Origin of the sequence: Bacteroides sp. 1_1_14, from assembly GCF_000162515.1 — a bacterium.
In the GTDB taxonomy this organism is placed as follows: domain Bacteria; phylum Bacteroidota; class Bacteroidia; order Bacteroidales; family Bacteroidaceae; genus Bacteroides; species Bacteroides thetaiotaomicron.
Map to the genome: position 1 here is coordinate 35,187 of NZ_GG774712.1, position 17,144 is coordinate 52,330.

General features: G+C 46.0%; 14 protein-coding genes and 2 pseudogenes. 6 read left to right on the forward strand and 10 right to left on the reverse strand.

Going from position 1 to position 17,144, the window contains the following annotated elements; translation table 11 throughout:
* Positions 1-54 precede the first annotated feature (54 nt).
* From zwf to HMPREF9007_RS02970, 3 genes are all read left to right on the forward strand, one after another.
* Positions 55-1,551: a glucose-6-phosphate dehydrogenase gene (zwf, locus tag HMPREF9007_RS02980; RefSeq protein WP_008763420.1), complete on the forward strand. Its 1,497-nt coding sequence runs from the start codon at positions 55-57 to the stop codon at positions 1,549-1,551.
* A complete protein-coding gene (gene pgl / locus HMPREF9007_RS02975; protein ID WP_008763421.1) occupies positions 1,548-2,264 on the forward strand; it encodes a 6-phosphogluconolactonase in 717 nt (238 codons plus the stop codon). The genes zwf and pgl overlap by 4 nt, the downstream gene beginning before the upstream one ends.
* A 184-nt stretch (positions 2,265-2,448) precedes the next feature.
* Positions 2,449-3,399 carry a Dyp-type peroxidase gene (locus HMPREF9007_RS02970; protein ID WP_008763422.1) on the forward strand — a complete coding sequence of 317 codons (951 nt, stop codon included), beginning with the start codon at positions 2,449-2,451 and terminating at the stop codon, positions 3,397-3,399.
* A gap of 285 nt (positions 3,400-3,684) precedes the next feature.
* On the opposite strand, the pseudogene HMPREF9007_RS02965 reads toward HMPREF9007_RS02970, so the two are convergent.
* The 7 genes and pseudogenes from HMPREF9007_RS02965 to HMPREF9007_RS02935 form a co-directional block, all read right to left on the reverse strand.
* Positions 3,685-4,382: pseudogene (locus HMPREF9007_RS02965) on the reverse strand (SOS response-associated peptidase).
* 420 nt (positions 4,383-4,802) lie between these two features.
* Complete coding sequence (locus HMPREF9007_RS02960) at positions 4,803-5,501, reverse strand: LytTR family DNA-binding domain-containing protein (RefSeq protein ID WP_008763423.1); 699 nt, start codon at positions 5,499-5,501, stop codon at positions 4,803-4,805.
* A 70-nt stretch (positions 5,502-5,571) separates the two neighbouring features.
* Positions 5,572-6,645 (reverse strand): histidine kinase, encoded by a 1,074-nt coding sequence (locus HMPREF9007_RS02955; RefSeq protein WP_008763424.1) that lies wholly within the window; start codon positions 6,643-6,645, stop codon positions 5,572-5,574.
* 18 nt (positions 6,646-6,663) lie between these two features.
* Positions 6,664-7,883 (reverse strand): annotated as a pseudogene (locus HMPREF9007_RS02950) (ABC transporter permease).
* Positions 7,884-7,972: 89 nt separating this feature from the next.
* Complete coding sequence (locus tag HMPREF9007_RS02945; protein ID WP_008763426.1) at positions 7,973-8,716, reverse strand: ABC transporter ATP-binding protein; 744 nt, start codon at positions 8,714-8,716, stop codon at positions 7,973-7,975.
* 6 nt (positions 8,717-8,722) lie between these two features.
* A complete protein-coding gene (locus HMPREF9007_RS02940; protein ID WP_008763427.1) occupies positions 8,723-9,952 on the reverse strand; it encodes an efflux RND transporter periplasmic adaptor subunit in 1,230 nt (409 codons plus the stop codon).
* Positions 9,953-10,003: 51 nt separating this feature from the next.
* Positions 10,004-11,395 (reverse strand): TolC family protein, encoded by a 1,392-nt coding sequence (locus tag HMPREF9007_RS02935; RefSeq protein WP_008763428.1) that lies wholly within the window; start codon positions 11,393-11,395, stop codon positions 10,004-10,006.
* 224 nt (positions 11,396-11,619) lie between these two features.
* Between HMPREF9007_RS02935 and HMPREF9007_RS02930 the strand changes: the two genes are divergently transcribed.
* The 3 genes from HMPREF9007_RS02930 (at position 11,620) to HMPREF9007_RS02920 (ending at position 14,694) form a co-directional block, all read left to right on the forward strand.
* Positions 11,620-11,856: a DUF4492 domain-containing protein gene (locus HMPREF9007_RS02930; protein ID WP_008763429.1), complete on the forward strand. Its 237-nt coding sequence runs from the start codon at positions 11,620-11,622 to the stop codon at positions 11,854-11,856.
* Between the two features lie 20 nt (positions 11,857-11,876).
* A complete protein-coding gene (locus tag HMPREF9007_RS02925; protein ID WP_008763430.1) occupies positions 11,877-13,439 on the forward strand; it encodes a cytochrome ubiquinol oxidase subunit I in 1,563 nt (520 codons plus the stop codon).
* A 112-nt stretch (positions 13,440-13,551) separates the two neighbouring features.
* On the forward strand, positions 13,552-14,694 hold the full coding sequence (locus HMPREF9007_RS02920; RefSeq protein WP_008763431.1) for a cytochrome d ubiquinol oxidase subunit II: 1,143 nt from the start codon (positions 13,552-13,554) through the stop codon (positions 14,692-14,694).
* A gap of 150 nt (positions 14,695-14,844) precedes the next feature.
* Here the strand turns inward: HMPREF9007_RS02920 and HMPREF9007_RS02915 are convergent, their stop codons facing one another.
* The 3 genes from HMPREF9007_RS02915 to HMPREF9007_RS02905 all read right to left on the reverse strand — a co-directional run.
* A complete protein-coding gene (locus HMPREF9007_RS02915) occupies positions 14,845-15,801 on the reverse strand; it encodes a D-2-hydroxyacid dehydrogenase (RefSeq protein ID WP_008763432.1) in 957 nt (318 codons plus the stop codon).
* Positions 15,802-15,830: 29 nt separating this feature from the next.
* Positions 15,831-16,178, reverse strand: coding sequence for a four helix bundle protein (locus HMPREF9007_RS02910; RefSeq protein WP_008763433.1), 348 nt, complete (start codon positions 16,176-16,178; stop codon positions 15,831-15,833).
* A 51-nt stretch (positions 16,179-16,229) separates the two neighbouring features.
* Positions 16,230-17,144 (reverse strand): replication-associated recombination protein A (locus HMPREF9007_RS02905; protein ID WP_032850737.1); only part of this gene is annotated, 915 nt, incomplete at its 5' end.

Genomic DNA, 17,144 nt, shown 5'->3' on the forward strand with positions numbered 1-17,144 from the left:
TCGGTTTAGGTGCGGTGATGGATGGATAAAAGGTAAAAAGTTAAAAATACGACGATGGATAAATTTGCAATGATTATTTTTGGTGCTTCGGGCGACTTGACTAAACGCAAGTTGATGCCCGCATTGTACTCTCTGTATCGGGATAAACGGCTGACGGGGAGTTTTACTGTTCTGGGAATTGGGCGTACTGTCTATTCTGATGAAGATTACCGTTCATATATACTTGGGGAGTTGCAGCAGTTTGTAAAGGCTGAAGAGCAGAATTTGGAGCTGATGTCTTCTTTTGTGTCTCATTTGTATTATTTGCCGATGGATCCTGCGAAAGTGGAGGGATATTCGCAGTTGCGGGAGCGTTTGGTAGAGCTTACGAAGGAGGTCGATCCGGATAATTTGTTGTTCTATCTGGCTACTCCGCCTTCACTGTATGGGGTGGTGCCTTTGCATTTGAAGGCGGCCGGGCTGAATACTCCTCATTCTCGTATCATTGTTGAGAAGCCATTCGGGTATGATCTGGAGTCGGCGCTTGAGTTGAATAAGATTTACTCTTCTGTGTTTGATGAGCATCAGATTTATCGTATCGATCATTTTCTGGGCAAGGAGACAGCGCAGAATGTGCTTGCTTTCCGTTTCGCCAATGGTATTTTTGAGCCGTTATGGAATCGTAATTATATTGATTATGTGGAGATAACTGCTGTGGAGAATCTGGGTATTGAGCAGCGCGGAGGTTTTTACGAGACGGCGGGGGCTTTGCGGGATATGGTGCAGAATCACCTGATTCAGCTCGTAGCTCTTACGGCTATGGAGCCGCCGGCGGTATTCAATGCGGATAATTTCCGGAATGAGGTAGTGAAGGTTTATGAGTCGCTGACTCCGCTTACGGAGACGGACTTGAATGAACATATCGTTCGCGGACAATATACGGCTTCGGGCAATAAGAAGGGGTATCGTGAGGAAAAGGGAGTGGCTCCCGACTCGCGAACGGAGACTTATATTGCGATGAAGCTGGGCATCAGTAACTGGCGTTGGAGCGGGGTACCGTTCTACATCCGTACCGGTAAGCAGATGCCGACGAAGGTGACGGAGATTGTCGTTCACTTCCGCGAGACGCCCCATCAGATGTTCCGCTGTTCCGGCGGTAACTGTCCGAGGGCTAATAAGTTGATCCTTCGTTTGCAACCAAACGAGGGTATTGTGTTGAAGATCGGAATGAAGGTTCCGGGTGCAGGTTTCGAAGTCCGTCAGGTGACGATGGATTTCAGTTACGCACAGTTGGGCGGCGTGCCGAGTGGTGACGCTTATGCCCGTCTGATTGACGACTGCATTCAGGGAGATCCGACCTTATTTACTCGAAGTGATGCTGTAGAGGCTTCCTGGAACTTCTTTGATCCGGTCTTACGTTATTGGAAAGATAATCCGGACGCACCTTTGTACGGCTATCCGGCAGGTACGTGGGGACCTCTCGAAAGTGAAGCTATGATGCACGAGCATGGGGCAGACTGGACCAATCCGTGTAAGAATTTAACAAATACAGACCAATATTGCGAACTATGAAACTATCTGTTTTCCCGTCGTCTATGGAGACAGCCCGTTCGTTGATATTCCACCTGGTGGATATCATGAATGCTGAACCGGACAAAACGTTCAACATAGCAGTGAGTGGTGGCAGCACTCCCGCCTTGATGTTTGATTTATGGGCAAATGAATACGCTGATATTACTCCTTGGAAGCGTATGAAACTTTATTGGGTAGACGAACGTTGCGTTCCTCCCGAAGATTCTGATAGTAATTATGGAATGATGCGTTCCCTGCTTTTGGGGATAGTGCCCATTCCTTACGAAAATGTATACCGCATTCGCGGTGAAGAGAAACCGGCAAAAGAAGCAGCCCGCTATTCCGAACTTGTCAGCCGGCAGGTACCCAAGAAGAATGGCTGGCCCGAATTTGACATTGTGCTGTTGGGAGCGGGAGATGACGGACATACTTCCTCTATCTTCCCCGGACAGGAGGCTTTGCTCTCTTCCGACCAGATTTATGTGACCAGCACTCATCCCCGTAACGGACAGAAACGCATTGCAATGACCGGATTCCCGATTCTGACTGCCCGCCTTGTTATTTTTCTGATTACCGGAAAAGCGAAGGCGGAAGTGGTGGAAGAAATCTGCCACTCGGGAGATACGGGACCGGCGGCTTATATAGCGCATCATGCGGAGAATGTCGAACTCTTTATGGATGCCGGAGCCGCGATGTATGTGCGGAATGACTGAAAAGAGAGAGACAATATAAAGACAAAGTATATTATATATAAGAAGAGAGAGTAACATTGGAGAAGAGAGAAGCTCACGGGGTCGAAGCCGGGAGCTTCTTGACTATGTAGCCATTCGGCTTTGATTCGGTTTAATCACCGGATATATCTTATGGGCGAAACTAAAAAACTAAAATTAAAAGAATATGAATCCATTTCAAAATTCGTTCGGCGGTCATATCCCACAGGATGTGGCCGGAAAACAGGGAGAGAATGTAATATTTATAGTCTATAACCTGACAGATTCCCCCGATACGGTTGATAAAGTAAAGGATGTATGTGCCAATTTCTCGGCAATGATCCGTAGTATGCGCAATCGTTTTCCTGATATGCAATTCAGTTGCACGATGGGATTCGGGGCTGATGCGTGGACGCGGCTTTTCCCCGATAAGGGTAAACCGAAAGAGCTGAGTACTTTCTCCGAGATAAAAGGGGAGAAGTATACAGCTGTTTCTACTCCCGGTGATTTGTTGTTCCATATTCGGGCGAAGCAGATGGGGCTGTGTTTCGAGTTTGCTTCTATCCTTGATGAGAAGCTTAAAGGGGCTGTGGTGTCTGTTGATGAGACGCATGGATTCCGCTATATGGATGGTAAGGCGATTATCGGCTTTGTGGACGGTACGGAGAATCCTGCTGTCGATGAGAATCCCTATCATTTTGCGGTGATAGGCGAGGAGGATGCGGATTTTGCAGGAGGCAGTTATGTGTTTGTGCAGAAATACATTCATGATATGGTTGCGTGGAATGCGCTTCCGGTGGAACAGCAGGAAAAGGTGATCGGACGTCATAAGTTCAATGATGTGGAGCTGTCGGACGAAGAGAAGCCGGAGAATGCGCATAATGCTGTGACCAATATCGGTGATGATCTGAAGATTGTACGTGCCAATATGCCGTTTGCCAATACTTCGAAGGGGGAGTATGGTACGTATTTTATTGGGTATGCTAGTACATTCAGCACGACTCGCCGGATGTTGGAGAATATGTTTATCGGCAGTCCGGTGGGCAATACCGACCGCTTGCTCGATTTCAGTACGGCAATAACGGGGACGCTTTTCTTTGCGCCGTCGTATGATTTGCTGGGCGAGTTGGGTGAGTAAATCACCGGACGGTGCGAACTAGATAAAACGTGGTGGGAAGTTCGGAAAAGATGGTTATGTTTTCCGGATTTCCCACCACGTTTTACTCTTTGAACTCTGTTTCTTTTTGTACTTTCTTCCGAATTTCATGAAATAAAGGGGAAAAAGTGAGAGGAGTGAGAGAGGATTTCTAACATTCGTATTTTTTTTTCAGAAAAATTAGAGAGTAGAAACAGTGAAATAAAAATATAAAAGTTGCAATTCCTCCCTCACACCTCTCACTTTTTTAGGATAAACTTCTTTTTCCTATGCCCTTTGTACTATTGTCGGATCATTGGGAGATTTCTTTAAGAAATCGTTTCTGATAACGTATGCATCCATCTTCTCTGTATCGAAGGGTTTCAGTAAAGAAGCTATTTCGGCTTTGCTCAATGAGGGATTGAGCCATTTCTCTTCCTCCTCTTGGGTGAGTATGGCGGGCATCCGGTGCTTGGTGTTATCGATGTAATCGGTCAGCGAATTGGTGTCAGTGGTGATGATGGAGAAAGTTTCGTGTTCCTCTCCCGTATCCTTGTCCAGCCAACGGTCGTAGATGCCGGCCATCGAGAAGATAGGTTCATCTTTCACATATATATAATAAGGTATCTTGTTTGCTCCTTCATGCCTCCATTCAAAGTAGCCGGTACTGGGCACTATGCACCGTTTCTTCATGATCGGTTCGCGGAAAGACGGTTTCTCGAAAATGGTATCCGCACGGGCATTGAGTGTCATCTTTCTTATTTCTGTCGCATCCTCTTCGCTTCTTACCCAGAAGGGATGAGTCCCCAGTTGAAAACCTGTACTTCGTCCGAAGAAGTAATGATAGGATATCTGGGGAAAGTGAACGCATTCACATGATACTGTTCGTCAAGAATGCTTTGGTAAATCTCGACTACATCCGATTGGCGTCCGTAACGGGCGGCAACTTTGATGGCTTTGGCTGACATGGAGTTGTGGAAACACATATTATCTGCAATTAATGTTTATAATTTGGTTGATATCAGTAGTATAACGTCTGGAGAGCTGTTCTTGTTTGAGCATCCCCCTATAAACAAACGGAGTCAAGTCTTTGCTCGCAAAAAGAAATGCATTAAGATTTAATAGAATATAAAAGAGCTTTAGGTATAATCAAACTTTATGTTATTTTTCTTTGATTTAGTGCTATCGTCCAGCTTGTTCTATAAATAGATAAATAAAAAGTGCTTCCTAGATCGTCCGCCGACGAGGAAGCACTCAACACAAAAACTAAACTAGACTTAACTAAACTATTCTATTCTTGGAATTTCACAATCCCTTTCTGTTCGTTGCAAAGTTACATATAAAACCGATTTCTGACAAACTATAATCGACAAAATTCACTTTTTTGCCGATAAATTAGACAATCATCAGCTTCTTTCATCCAAAAATGCCTGAAAAACCTGCTTGTAACTATCACTAATGGGGATATACGTTTTGTCAAAGACGATACGTCCACGGTCGATCACCCGTATTTTGTCCTTTTGGACGATGAATGAACGGTGTACACGTATGAACCGGCTGGAAGGCAAAAGCTCTTCCATGGCTTTCATGCTCATGAGTGACAAGATGGGTTTGGCATCATCTTCCGTATATATTTTGATGTAATCTTTCAGTCCTTCGATGTACATGATCTTTTTCAGTTCTACCTGTACCAGCTTATAGTCGCTTTTTACAAAGATGCTGTCTATCTCTTCCGGCTTCTGCACCAGCTCGAACCATTGCAGGGCTTTATTGGCTGCTTGCAGGAAATCGACATACGAGATCGGTTTCAGCAGATAATCGAGTGCATTGACACGATAACCGTCGATAGCGTATTGACCGAATGCGGTGGTAAAAACGATACGCGTACGGGAATCTACCATTTGTGAGAACTCCAGTCCGTTAAGTTCCGGCATCTGAATGTCAAGGAAAAGAAGATCGACTTCTTCGCCCGGCAACTCCTTCATTGCCTGAACTGCACTGGAATATTTTCCTGTAAGTTGCAGAAACGGAGTCTTATTCACATAACTTTCCAGTAGGCCCAGAGCCAATGGCTCATCATCTACAATGGCACAACGTAATATCATAATTCTCTATATTTTATTTAATTACCTAAACCGAATATACTCTCAATTATTACCTATTACTTAATACTTATTACTTATTAATACTCTCCCTCACACGGATGCTCAGCCTTGATCTGTACTCCTTGCCGTCTTCCGAAATACCTTTCTGCCAGGTATACTGGCCTGGATAAAGAATCTCCAGTCGTCGGTTCACCTGTTCCAGTCCTATCCCCGAACCACTCTTGTCCATTATGTTCTTCGGGTGGTTGCTGTTGCTTATCTCGCAGATCACTTCCGTCTCATTTTCTGCAAGATGGATATGGATAAAACTCCGTTCCGTAGGCGATATACCGTGCTTGAAGGCATTCTCGATCAGCGAGATAAAGATAAGCGGTGCGATAAGAGTCCGACTGTCCGGCAGTATATCAATCTGCGTAGTCATCTGTACATTGGAGGACAGGCGGATGCGCATCAGTTCGATATAGTTGCGGATAAAGTCAGTCTCTTTGCCTAGCGGGACGTAGGTCTGCTGATTATCATACAACACATAGCGTAGGAGCTTGCTTAGTTCCTGCACAGCTTGTTGCGCCTTGTCTGTATCAAAAGCAATTAAGGCATAGATATTGTTCAGCGTATTGAGCAGAAAATGCGGGTTCAGTTGATTGCGCAGATTCTTCAGTTCCGCTTCCGAACGGTTCCGTTCCGCTTCCTTACGGGCAGCTTCCGCTTGTGTCCATCGGGCACTCATACGTATGGCGGCACTCAGTCCGATGGTGAAGACGAGACTCAGCATATCTCTGACAAAGAACAGCCATCCCGGAGGACCACCCGACCGGTGAGGCTTGGGAACAAAGGAAGGATCGAATGTCAGACTCCGCCAAAGGTGCAGCATCAGACCGATGACACACAACAGGAGAATATTGTAAGTAATATATCTCTTGGTCTGGCTCTGAAAAAGATATCGGGGAACCAGCAGGAAGTAGTTGACGTAGAACGCGATCATGAAAGACAACGGTACGGCAGAATGGCGTAAGTATGCCATCCAGTTGATGTTTCCGTTTTCGCGCTCTACAAAGAAGAACGGAAAACCGAACATAATCCCCCAGCCGATAATGTGTATCAGTGCTTCCAGGGGACGACGTGCGGATGTTAGGCTTTGTTTCATAAAGACAAAGATAGTTTTTTATTCGTATCTGATTGCCTCTATCGGGTCTAAATCTGCTGCTTTCTTTGCAGGATACCATCCGAAGAAGACTCCGGTGACGGTGCAGACTGCGAAAGAAAGGAAGACACTCCAAGGTTGGATGAAGATAGGCCAGTGTGCCACGCTCTTCACGATCCAGCTGGCTCCGCAGCCTATGATGACTCCGATAAGACCTCCCGTAATACTGATCATGATAGCCTCGATGAGGAACTGGCTCAGAATATCAACGCCACGTGCGCCGACGGACATACGCAGACCGATTTCACGGGTACGTTCGGTGACGGATACGTACATGATATTCATGATACCGATACCGCCCACTACCAGAGATATCCCGGCAATACAGGCGAGCAGGGTGGTCATCAGATCGGTGGTAGAGTTTAGCATCGTACTCAACTCCTGTTGGGTACGGATGGTGAAATCGTCTTCGTCCGAAGCTTTCAATTTATGGTTGCGCCGCAGGATTTCCGTGATTTCATCGGTAGCATACTCGGTCATGTCTTCCGATAGGGCAGAAGCAAAGACACCCTGAAGATAGGTGACGGCAAGCAATCGTTTCATGACGGTGGTGTAAGGAGCCAGTACGATATTGTCCTGATCCTGTCCCATAGAGTTGTACCCTTTGGCTTTGAGCACACCGACCACCCGGAACGGTATCTTGTTGAAGCGGATGATTTTCCCTATCGGATCGCTTCCGTCCGGAAAGAGGTTGTCTACAATCGTTTTACCGATCACGCAGACCTTAGCCGAACTTTGTATATCGGCTTCCGTAAACATATCTCCACTTTCTACACTCAGCTGACGGATGTCGAGATACTCCAGCCCGACACCGCTGACGGATGACGGGTAGTTGTTGTTACCCGCGATAAGCTGTCCCGACGAAGACACATTAGGACTGATGGCGGACAGGAAATTGGTCTCATCGCGCAAGGCCTCATAGTCGGTCAGCTTCAACGTCTGCATAGCCGATGGGTCTTGCCGGACCCCCCCCGTCTGTCGGCTCCCGGATGGATCATGATCATGTTCGATCCCATCTCCGATATCTGTTGCTGGATGCTTCGCTTCGATCCCTGACCGATAGCGAGCATCGTGATGACGGAAGCGACACCGATGATGATACCAAGCATGGTGAGGAAAGCACGCAGCTTGTTGTTCGCCAATGCCCGGAGAGCTATTTTAAATAAGTTAGTTCCATTCATAAACTACTATTACTTATTACTTAATACTTAATATTTGATACCTAATACTTAATACCTGATACCTAATACTTATTACCTATTACTTATCTTCAATCCTCATCGCTTTTGGGCAATGCGGCTAGTGCTTCGGCGGCGGACAGGACATGCGTGTTGACTGTATCTTCAATGACATGACCGTCGCGCAGGCGGATATTCCGGCTGCTGTATTGCGCGATTTCGGGATTGTGCGTTACGAATATAATGGTACGTCCTTCCGCATGAAGCTTTTGGAACAGGACAAGTATATCAAAAGACGTACGTGTGTCGAGATTTCCGGTTGCTTCGTCGGCAAGGATGACCGCAGGGTTGTTTACCAGTGCACGGGCGATGGCTACGCGCTGCATCTGTCCTCCGGACATCTGGTTGGACTTATGCTCCAACCGGTCGCCCAGGCCTACTGCCTGCAACGCTTCGATGGCACGCCGGCGACGTTCAGAAGCACTCACTGACGAATTGTACATCAGCGGTAACTCTACGTTTTCCACAGCCGTCGTCTTGGGCAGCAAGTTGTAGCTTTGGAAGACGAAGCCGATTTTCCGGTTTCTCAGTACGGCACGCTGAGGCTTGCTCATGGTACGCACGGAGATGTCATCGAGCAGATACTCCCCGCTGGTAGGAGTGTCCAGACAGCCCAACGTGTTGAGCAGTGTGGACTTTCCCGAACCGGAAGTACCCATAATGGTCACAAACTCACCTTCGTTGATGGTGAACGAAACGCCCCGTAACGCATGGACGGTTTCTTCTCCCACCTGAAAGTCTCGTTTGATATTTTGAAGTTCAATTACTTTTTTCATACTTGGCTACTTGTTGCTTTTCTTTTTGTTGTTTCCCGGAGGTCCTGGCATGAACGGGCTTCTTTCTCCGTTTCCCTGACCCGGTTCTCCATCCATACTCTCGCCCGGCATAGCACCGATAGTGGCTTCCGTGATGACCTTGGTTCCTTCGGCAACACCACTGATGATCTCTGTGGAAATACCGTTACTGATTCCGATTTCTACCGGATGAGCCGTAAAGGTGGTTCCTTCGCGCGTCCATACCTTATGTTCGCCTTCGCAATCTTTCACGATGTCATTCTTACCGATCAACGGTGCTTCGGGGGTGAAACGCAAAGCTCTGTTGGGGACAGACAATACATCTTTCTTATCAAGGATAAAGATAGTCACATTGGCTGTCAGACGCGGTTTCAGCTTCAAGTCCGGATTCGGAGCAGAGATCACCACTTCATAAGTGACTACCGTGCTGGTACTTGAACTGGCGCTGCTGCTACTGCTTGCATCTCCCAGACGAATCTGTGTCACGACTCCGTCGAACACATCATTCGGATAGGCATCGACAGTAAAGCTGGCACGCTGACCTTCTTCGATACCGCCTATATCAGCTTCGTCTACGTCTGCCACTACCTGCATCTGCGTCAGGTCGGCCGCAATGGTGAAGAGGGTAGGAGTTTCGAATCCGGAAGCTACGGTCTGTCCGGCTTCTACATCGCGGCTGATGACTACTCCGTCTATCGGAGAAGTAATCGTAGCGTATGACAGGTTACGTTCTGCCTTTGCCAGAGATGCCTTGCTGCTGTCGAAAGCGCTCTTGGCCTTCTGATAATTATAGAGAGCCTGCTCGTAGTCGGTATCGCTGATCAATGACTTATCGTGCAATCCCTTGCTACGTTCGTAGTTCTTCTTCTGATATTCAAATTCGGCTTTGGCACCATCGTAAGTTGCCTGCTGGGATGCCAGTTCACTCTGTAAAGTGACACGGTCCATTTCGGCAATCAGCTGTCCTTTGGTTACTACCGAGTTGTAATCTGCATAAATCTTGTCGATGATACCGGATACCTGCGTACCGACTTCTACTTCTATCACCGGTTCGATTGTTCCGGTGGCAGTCACCGAATTGGAGATATCGCCTTTACTGACAGTCGCACTGGCATACATCACCTTGTGCTTTGCCGGAGAACCTGTAAAGAACCAGATTCCTCCGCCCACTACTACGGCAACTGCCACAGCGATCAGGATAATCTTTTTCGTTTTCATTCTATATTCTGTTTTACTTATTTATATTCCGCTTTTAGTAAGGAAGAAGGCTTATAATGCCAGTTTGTCTCCTTGGTAGAACTTCAGCAACTGAGTGTTCAGTATCGCCATGTATTTGGCTTGAAGCTGCTCTTGCTGTGCTTGCAGCAAGTTGTTCTTTTCCGTCAGCAACTCTACTGTATTCTTCATGCCCAGATTGAACTGTTCGCTGATCAGGTCGTAGCTGATCTGTGTACTTTTCAGCTTTTCGTTCGCTGCCGCATAACGTTGCTGCGCACTGTTTGCATCCAGCCAAAGTCCTTCGATGGTCTTATACAGCGTTTTCTGTTCGTCGAGCAGCGACAGCAAACTCGTTTCGCGCTGTAACTTCGCTTTCTGCACGGCACTCTTGGTCTGACGGTTATTGAAGATAGGAACGCTGACGGAAACACCGATGGAGTTGTTCCATCCGTTCTTTACCTGTTCTCCGAAGGTGAAGTCACTGCCGCTGGTGTGGTTCGTTCCGATACCTGCACTCAGACTGATGGTGGGGAGATATCCCGCTTTGGCGATATCGATACCCAGTTCCGAAGCCTCTACGCTCAGTTTGCTCGCCTCGATTTCCGGACGGAGGGTGAGCGCGCTCATATACACATCTTTCTTGGTGGGCAATGGCAACAGTACGTTTTCGTCGGACAGGGCGGGGAGATAGACATTCATTTCATTCTCCCCATCCAATTCGAGCAGTTGTTTCAGTTGTAATTTGTAGTCCTGCAGAGTGGCTTGCGCTGTTACTAATTGATAACGGTCGGTGCTGACTTGAGCTTCCAGTTGTGCCAGATCACTTTTGGCAATGCTTCCGGCATTCAGAAGTTCCTGTCCGCGGTCGCGTTGCGCAATGGAAACTTGCAGCGTGTTTTCATTAACCTTGACGGACTCCGCTGCATAGAGAATCTGAATGTAAATCTGAGCAATAGATTCCTGAATACTATTCTCGGACGTTTCTACATCCAGATTGGCTGCCTGATTGTTCAGCTTCTCCTGTTTGATGGTGTTCAGTCGCTTGCTACCATTATAAATGGTCCACGAAGCATTCAGACCATAATTGCCATTGTAACTGGTCTTGCTGGTTGTCTCGATCACCTCGCTTCCGCTGATCGTTCTGCTTGATTCCTGATACGGACGGTTCACCATGTTCTGGCTCGTTGAGAACGACAGACTGGGGAACAGGGCAGCTTTGGCTGTCTTCACATCGATCTGTGTACTTTCCGCATTCACCCGGTTTTTGCGAATCGTAATGTTCTGTTGCAACGCATAGTCGATGCACGACTGTAAATCCCATTGGGCGGGGAGATTCATCTCGCTCTGGGCGGCTGTCTGCACAGAAGATTCCTGGGCGGATATACCGGGCAGCAGACCCGCTCCAAGAAATGCTATCACTGTCAATCTTCTTACATTTATCATATTTTTATATGTCTATTGATTTACTGGAACGAAGGTACGTACATATTATATTAGCTGCAAAAGCGATAGACAGATGGCGCTTTTTCGCCGTTAAATGTTTTTTTCTGTCGATAGGCAGGTTTTTTGAGAAAAACCATACAAATCATGCAACATTTTGCCTTACTTGTTTGTTTTAATTATAAAAATTGTATATTTGTACTCATTACAAATTCTAAGGTCAGCTTATGAAGAATACACTGCTTGCAATATGGAACTTTTATTTGGAGGGTTTCCGTAGTATGACGTTAGGTCGTACTTTGTGGCTTATTATTTTAGTGAAATTATTCATTATGTTCTTCATCCTCAAAATTTTCTTCTTTCCCGACTTTCTCGGCGATCATCCTACAGATGCCGACAAGGGTACGTATGTGGGAAATGAGCTGATACAGCGTGCACTTCCGGAGAAAACCACTGATTTTTAACTCTTAAACTACATAAGATTATGATTGAAAGTATTGACACCTCGCTGATCGATTGGTCGAGAGCCCAATTTGCGATGACAGCCATGTACCACTGGATTTTCGTTCCGCTCACCCTCGGACTGGCTGTGGTGATGGGAATAATGGAGACGTTGTATTATAAAACAGGCAATGAATTTTGGAAGCGGACAGCCAAGTTCTGGATGAAACTTTTCGGTATTAACTTCGCCATCGGTGTAGCGACAGGATTGATCCTGGAGTTTGAGTTTGGTACGAACTGGAGTAATTATTCTTGGTTTGTAGGTGATATTTTCGGTGCGCCGCTTGCTATCGAAGGTATTTTGGCGTTCTTTATGGAAGCCACGTTTATCGCTGTCATGTTCTTCGGATGGGATAAGGTGAGCAAACGCTTCCACCTTGCTTCTACCTGGCTGACTGGTCTGGGGGCTACGATCTCCGCTTGGTGGATTCTCGTAGCAAACGCATGGATGCAGCATCCGGTAGGTATGGAGTTCAATCCCGATACAGTGCGTAATGAGATGGTTGATTTCTGGGCGGTGGCAACTTCGCCTGTAGCGGTCAACAAGTTCTTTCATACGGTATTGTCCGGATGGGTACTTGGTGGCGTGTTCGTTGTAGGAATCAGTTGTTGGTTTCTGCTGAAGAAACGTAATCGCGAGTTTGCGCTTGCAAGCATAAAGATCGGTGCTATCTTCGGGCTTGTCTCTTCACTGCTGGCTGTATGGACGGGCGATGGTTCCGGCTATCAGATTGCACAGACCCAACCGATGAAACTGGCGGCTGTAGAGGGACTTTATGAAGGAGGAACCAATGTAGGTCTGGTGGGAATAGGAATGCTGAACCCCGAAAAGAAGACTTACAATGATGGGAAAGACCCTTTCCTGTTCCGGATTGAGATACCCAGTATGCTTTCGTTCCTTGCCGAGCGGGATGTGGACGGGTATGTCCCCGGAATTACCAATATTATCGAAGGCGGCTATCAGCTGAAAGACGGTACGACTGCTTTGTCGGCAGCCGAAAAGATAGAGCGGGGTAAGACCGCTATCGGAGCGCTGGCTGCTTATCGTGCAGCGAAGAGCGCCGGGCACGAGGAAGATGCCGCTGTTGCCTATCAGGTTTTGCAGGAGAATATGCCATACTTCGGATACGGATATATTAAAGATGTGAATCAGCTGGTTCCGAATGTTCCTCTGAACTTCTACGCTTTCCGTATAATGGTTATCCTGGGCGGATATTTTATCCTTTTCTTCATCGTTGTGCTCTTCTTTATATATAAGAAAGATTTGAGTAAGATGCGCTGGATGCATTGGATCGCTCTGCTGACCATTCCTTTGGCTTACATTGCCGGACAGGCAGGATGGGTGGTTGCCGAATGCGGTCGTCAGCCTTGGGCTATCCGCGATATGCTTCCTACATCGGCGGCTATCTCTAAATTGGATGTAGGCTCCGTTCAGGCTACTTTCTTTATCTTCCTGATCTTGTTTACCGTAATGCTGATTGCGGAGATAGGGATTATGGTGAAGGCGATTAAGAAAGGACCGGAAGAAGAGATAAGTAATAGGTAATAGGTATTAAGTAATAATCGTAGCTGCTGACTGATTTATCAGCATGGTTATTACTTATTACCTATTACTTATTACCTGTTACTTATTACTTAAAACTTAATACTTACATATTATGTATATATTTCTACAACAATATTGGTGGCTGGTCGTTTCCTTGCTGGGGGCCATACTTGTGTTTTTATTATTTGTGCAGGGAGGAAATTCTTTGTTGTTCTGTTTGGGTAAGACGGAGGAACATCGTAAGATGATGGTGAACTCTACCGGACGTAAGTGGGAGTTTACGTTTACTACGCTGGTAACGTTCGGAGGTGCTTTCTTTGCTTCGTTCCCGTTGTTTTACAGTACCAGTTTCGGTGGGGCTTACTGGCTTTGGATGATTATTCTTTTCAGTTTTGTGTTGCAGGCTGTGAGTTACGAGTTCCAGAGCAAGGCAGGGAATTTGCTGGGTAAAAAGACCTATCAGACTTTCTTGGTAATTAATGGGGTTGTAGGACCTCTGTTGCTGGGTGGAGCAGTTGCTACTTTCTTCACCGGTTCTGATTTCTATATCAATAAGGCGAATATGACGGATACGATTATGCCGGTTATCAGTCATTGGGGAAATGGATGGCACGGACTGGACGCGTTGACTAATATCTGGAATGTTATTCTCGGACTGGCTGTATTCTTTTTGGCACGTGTGTTGGGTTCGCTCTATTTCATTAATAGTATAGCGGATAAGGAACTGACCGATAAATGTCGTCGTGCAGTATTGAATAATACTATTTTCTTCCTTGTATTCTTTTTGGCATTTGTAATCCGTACATTGGTTTCTGACGGTTTTGCTGTCAATCCGGATACATTGGAGGTTTATATGCAGCCTTATAAGTACTTTATCAACTTTATAGAAATGCCGGTAGTTCTGATCATCTTCCTGATAGGTGTAGTATTGGTACTTTTTGGAATCGGTAAGACAGTTCTGAAAAAGACTTTCGACAAAGGAATCTGGTTTGCAGGGATAGGTACAGTGCTGACAGTCTTGGCTTTGTTACTCGTAGCCGGATATAATAACACTGCTTATTATCCTTCATATACGGACTTGCAAAGTTCGCTGACATTGGCTAACAGCTGTTCGAGTGAATTTACGCTGAAGACTATGGCTTATGTCTCTATTCTTGTTCCGTTTGTGATAGCTTATATATTCTATGCATGGCGTAGTATCGACCGCCATAAGATTACGGAGAAGGAGATGGATGAAGGAGGACATTCCTATTAAGGTAATTTTGATAGACATTAAAAGAAGAGGATGTGTCAAACTCCCCTTTTAACGAAATCATCCTCGCCACAGATAGTTGTAGCGAGGATGATCTTTAATCTATGAGGGCTTCGACATATTCTCTTAGGCTTAGCTACTTTCTTGGTAATCCTATTTATTCACTACATTTTCCGGTGTTCCGGAGATATAAGCCTGTAGATTGCTAATGGCAATATTCATCAGACGCTCACGAGCTTCTGTGCTTGCCCACGCGATATGCGGAGTAATGTAGCAGTTCTTTGCAGTCAGCAACGGATTGTCGGCACGAGGAGGTTCCGAAGAAAGTACATCTACTCCGGCAGCATAAATCTTACCACTATTCAAAGCATCCGCAAGGTCTTGTTCGTTGATCAATGGGCCACGACCCGTGTTAATCAAGATAGCATTCGGCTTCATCATGGCAAGACGGCGTGCGTTCACCAATTCGTGAGTTTCCGGAGTGAGCGGGCAGTGCAGACTGATAATATCACACTCGCTGAACAACTGATCCAAATCCATCTTCTTGATTTCCGGTGGCAACTGGAAGTGAGACTTTGAAGTCAAAGCATATACCTGCATACCGAAACCGATGGCAACGCGAGCAGTAGTATATCCTGTATTTCCCAATCCGACAAGACCGATTTTCTTATCCCGCAATTCTATCAACGGAGTATCCCAAAAACAGAAATCCTTGTTATTGGTCCAACGACCTTTGTGGACTTCTTCCGAATGATGCTGTACCTGCTGACAGATATTAAGAATGTGCGCAAATACCATTTGTGCAACGGAAGCTGTGCTATATGCAGGGATATTAGTTACAATAATACCACGTTCTTTGGCTACTGCCGTATCCACTACGTTGTATCCCGTAGCAAGCACACCGATATACTTCAGTTCGGGCAAGGCAGTCATGTGATCGGCGTTGATGATTACTTTATTCGTCAGAATCACTTCAGCTCCGGCTGCGCGTTCCAATACTTCTTCGGGGGCAGTACGGTCATAAATGGTACATTCTCCGAGAGCTTTCAAACCTTCCCATGATAAATCACCGGGGTTGGCGGCAAAGCCGTCTAAAACTACTATTTTCATAATAAGTAATAAGTAATAAGTAATAAATATTATGGGGCATTCCCATTATTTTTTAGTTTTACAATTGTGGCTGTCAGTAATTTAAGAATTTCCAGACAGTCTGTATTAATTGATTCATATTCTTCATCGCTTATATATTCTGTTTGTTGAAGTAAATATAGCCAGTATTCTGTTTCAGAACATTCTTTTAGAGAAATGGAATATTTGTGTATGAAGTCAAGATGAGACTCAGCATAGACAGCCTCTCTTATATTAGCTCCTATCGAAGTCCCGCTACGTAATAATTGTTTTGAAAGAATCGTTTCCTTTTTGCAATCCCTTAAATATTTATATAGATTAATTATTCGAATTGCAAACCTCGTTGATTTCTCTTTCATCAAGTTTTCTTTCACAGCTACGATTATTACTTATTACCTATAACTTATTACTTATTTAAACCTTTCTCCCCATAACTGCTGCATCCGTTCTGCATGCTTCTGTTCGGCGGCATTGTTCTGAGGTTGCCATATTCGTTTTTCTTTCAGCTCGTCCGGCAAGAATTGTTGCTTCACGAAGTTGCCTTCGTAGCTGTGGGCGTACTTGTATTCTTGTCCATATCCCAGTTGCTTCATCAGCTTGGTGGGAGCATTGCGTAAATGCAGAGGTACAGGCAAGTTTCCGGTCGAACGTACCAGTTCTAATGCATCGTTAATGGCACTGTATGCCGAATTGCTTTTGGGACTCGTTGCCAGATAGATCGTTGTTTCCGCCAAAGGGATGCGCCCTTCGGGCCAGCCGATTTTCATCAGAGTTTCAAAGCAGGCATTCGCCAGCAACAATGCATTCGGATTGGCCAGACCTATATCTTCGGCAGCAGAGATAACGAGTCTTCGTGCGATGAAAGCAGGGTCTTCACCACCTTCTACCATGCGGGCGAGCCAGTAAATAGCCCCGTCCGGATCACTGCCACGGATAGACTTGATAAAAGCGGAAATGATGTCATAATGCATTTCCCCGTCCTTGTCGTAAGCCAACGGATTCTGTTGCAGACGTTCGGTTACCATGTCATCGGTGATGACAACCGTTTCCTCTGTGTCCGATTCCACTACAAGTTCAAGTATATTGAGCAGTTTACGGGCGTCTCCGCCGGAGAAGCGCAGCATGGCTGTCGTTTCTTTGAGTTCGATTTTCCGTTCTTTCAGTATGGTGTCGGTGGTGATGGCACGTTGCAGAAGTTCGAGCAAATCTTCCTTTTCCAAAGATTTGAGCACATAAAGCTGGCAACGGGAGAGGAGAGGGCGGATCACTTCGAATGACGGATTCTCGGTCGTTGCGCCTATCAGCGTCACCGTACCGTTTTCCAC